The following is a 2,285-nucleotide window of genomic DNA, read 5'->3' as shown; positions in this document are numbered from 1 at the left end:
CGCCAGCCAGCAATCCCACGACTAATATCGCCGCTCCTGCGCCAGCAACAATCCGCCTATTTTGCTTTTGTTTTTTGGTCGCAGTCCGTGGCTTAGACTTGGGGTTGGGCATTTTATTAGGCATGACGATCGAGGTAAATAAGCGATTAGTTGAGAATTAGAGATCGAGTAATTGAATATAAAATATCATGTAGGGTGGGCACTGCCCACCAGATAGGTTTCAGACAATATCTATCCGATTCATGCTTGCACCTACTACTTCAATAACTGTATCTTGTTGATTACTTCAAGATCGATGTCCTGTACAGATCGATCTTGCCAAGATTAGTGCCACCAAGTCGCGATCGCGATCGCGACTACCGCCCCGATAATTGTATTGATAACATTGACAAGTTCATTAGTGAGCCAGTCCAGTTTGGATTGTAAAGTAGCGCCGATAACGCTTTCCAGATTGGTAGCCACAAACGCCGCGATCGTACAAATAACTACGCCTGTTAGAGTAATCAGTCCCACACTATAGGCAACTAGCGAAATCAGCACGCCGCCAACAATCCCCGCCAGCGTACCTTCTAAACTAATTGCTCCTTCAGTTCCTCTAGCTACAGGTTGTAATGTCGTAATCAAAAAAGTACTTTTGCCATAGGCCTTACCGACTTCACTAGCCGTCGTATCTGCTAATTTAGTACTAAAACTCGCCACATAGCCTAATAATAATAAAGATTCCCAGTCAGGATCGAGCCAACCTAGCTTAATCGCCGCTACCCCGATCGCACAGATCGTAGCAGCAAAAGCCGAACCCCACACATTTTCTGGCCCTCTGGCACCACCGCGTTTTTCGGCGATGCCTTCAGCTTCTTTTTGCGCCATGCCGATCCGAGTTACCGCCGAACCTGCCAAGAAATAAAACATCACTACTCCATAACCGCGCCATCCCAACGTCCCCCAGACAACTACCCCCAATCCCCAGGCATTAATTAATCCGGCTGGGGTTAATAGTTTCTTGGGAATAATAACCGCAACAACTAATAAAATTGAGTTGAGCGCGATCGCCACTAACCACGGATTACTGACATTCGGATCGAGCCAGTTTAACAATATATCTAACATGACTTAATAGTTTAATTTTCGATAATAAGATTGTTTAAAAGGCTAATCGGCGTAGCAATAATTGATTATTAACTCACCCACACTATACCGAGTATCAGCAGTTCTAGAGTGAGCCACGAAATCTAAAATTTCACGAGAGTATCCTTGCAGATTTTACAGTAGCGATCGGGCGTTCTTGGTGTCGATCGCTGGATCTGGCGATCTCTGGAGTTTGACAAGTAAAGTTGGGCACATTTTGACAAGGAAATTTTTGGGCGATCGGCGATCGAGATTTAGGAATAGATGCTAGAGCCAGTAATGATTTCAGACTGAGTAGCCACTGGAGATATTTGGATAAGGTACGACTCTAGTTAATTATGCGGAGTGATAAACTCGATATTTTCCTGTAACCTAAGAAAAGATCGAAGTTTAAATATATTTACAAACTGCATCTATGATTGCAACTGCACTAAAACACGAAGTAAAAGATTTATCGCTCGCGCCCCAAGGCAAGCAACGGATTGAGTGGGCAGGGCGAGAAATGCCTGTGCTGCGTCAGATCCGCGACAGATTTGCAGCAGAGAAGCCTTTAGCTGGAATTCGGATCGTTGCTTGTTGCCACATTACCACTGAAACCGCTCACCTCGCGATCGCGATCAAGGCGGCTGGTGCTGATGCGATCTTGATTGCTAGCAACCCACTCTCTACCCAGGATGATGTTGCAGCTAGTTTAGTTGTCGATTATGGAATTCCCGTCTTTGCCTTCCGTGGTGAAGACGAAGCTACTTACAAACGCCACGTTCAAACTGCTCTAGATCACCGCCCCAACATCATCGTCGATGATGGTTGTGATGTAGTCGCAACTATGGTTCAAGAACGCCAACACCAACTGGGCGATTTGATCGGTACTACCGAAGAAACCACCACAGGTATCGTTCGTCTCGAAGCGATGTTCAAAGCTGGAGTCCTCACCTTCCCAGCAGTTAACGTCAATGATGCCGATACCAAGCACTTCTTTGACAACCGTTATGGCACCGGACAATCCACCCTCGATGGTATCCTCCGCGCTACCAACATCCTCCTCGCTGGTAAAACCATCGTCGTCGCTGGTTATGGCTGGTGTGGCAAAGGTACCGCCATGCGTGCCCGTGGAATGGGTGCAAACGTCATCGTCACTGAGATTGACCCAACCAAGGCAA

General features: G+C 46.6%; 2 protein-coding genes. One reads left to right on the top strand and one right to left on the bottom strand.

Going from position 1 to position 2,285, the window contains the following annotated elements; all coding sequences use genetic code 11:
• Positions 1-324 precede the first annotated feature (324 nt).
• Positions 325-1,107, bottom strand: a complete 783-nt coding sequence (locus tag RMO52_RS03350; protein ID WP_310410816.1) for a TIGR00297 family protein — start codon at positions 1,105-1,107, stop codon at positions 325-327.
• Positions 1,108-1,540: 433 nt separating this feature from the next.
• Here RMO52_RS03350 and RMO52_RS03345 point away from each other — a divergent pair.
• A partial coding sequence (locus RMO52_RS03345) for an adenosylhomocysteinase (RefSeq protein WP_310410813.1) occupies positions 1,541-2,285 on the top strand: 745 nt, incomplete at its 3' end.

The sequence above is a fragment of the Chamaesiphon sp. OTE_8_metabat_110 genome, assembly GCF_031382685.1.
Lineage (GTDB): Bacteria > Cyanobacteriota > Cyanobacteriia > Cyanobacteriales > Chamaesiphonaceae > Chamaesiphon.
Note: the sequence above shows the minus strand (reverse complement) of the source record. Positions and strands in the feature narration are given on the sequence as shown.

Excerpts from the sequence above, each read along its gene's own strand:
- RMO52_RS03350 (WP_310410816.1), bottom strand. The coding sequence starts at position 1,107 with ATGTTAGATATATTGTTAAACTGGCTCGATCCGAATGTCAGTAATCCG.